Origin of the sequence: Bradyrhizobium sp. Leo170, assembly GCF_004296405.1 — a bacterium.
GTDB lineage: Bacteria > Pseudomonadota > Alphaproteobacteria > Rhizobiales > Xanthobacteraceae > Bradyrhizobium.
Genome location: NZ_PSRR01000787.1, coordinates 1 through 835, shown reverse-complemented (window position 1 = coordinate 835; position 835 = coordinate 1). Strand labels below are relative to the sequence as shown.

General features: G+C 60.7%; 1 protein-coding gene. It reads left to right on the top strand.

Features of this window, described 5'->3' with window-relative positions; genetic code table 11:
- The coding region (locus tag CWO89_RS44705; protein WP_130584439.1) for an IS256 family transposase at window positions 1-606 on the top strand (606 nt) is incomplete at its 5' end.
- Window positions 607-835: the final 229 nt, after the last annotated feature.

The following is an 835-nucleotide window of genomic DNA, read 5'->3' as shown; positions in this document are numbered from 1 at the left end:
ATTGAGCAGACCGAAGGTGCCAAATTCTGGCTCAAGGTCGTCAACGACCTGAAGACGCGTGGAGTCAACGATATCCTGATCGCGGTGGTCGATGGGCTCAAGGGCTTTCCCGAGGCGATCGCCTCGGTCTATCCGCAGACCGTGGTGCAGACCTGCATCGTGCACCTGATCCGCAACAGCTTGGCGTTTGTAGCCTGGAAGAATCGCAAGGCGATCCTGCCTGCCATCAAGGCAATCTACCGGGCCGAGAATGCCGACATGGCGCTGGTCCGGCTCGAGGAGTTCGAGGACGAATGGGGCAAGCGCTATCCGGCGATCGGCCAGGCCTGGCGCCGCGCCTGGGAACAGGTCGTGCCGTTCTTCGCGTTCGCTCCTGGTGTCCGCAAGATGATCTACACGACCAACGCGGTCGAGGCGCTGCACCGTAGCTTGCGCAAGATCATCAAGACCCGCGGCAGCTTTCCAAACGACGACGCAGCGTTGAAGCTGCTTTATCTCGCCATCAAGAACGCCGGATTGAGGTGGCGGCGGGGCGTCGAGTGGACTGCCGCCATGGGCCAGTTCGCCATTCAGTTCGGCTCGCGTTTTCCGGGATCAGCGCGATGACCAACGTGTCGATCGGCCGTCTTATCCGGCGGCCCGAGTTTGGCCGATCAGCAAGCTCTGTAAAGGCGGGCCTGCGGCCCCCGCCTGCGGCGGCTACGGCCTTGACAGAGCTTGCTGCCCGGCCACTGTTAGCCACCATGGGATCGACACCAATGTCCGGCTGATAGAACAAACGACTGCAATTCACCCTTCACAGAAGTCTCTTACACAAAATATCTGACATTCCCCC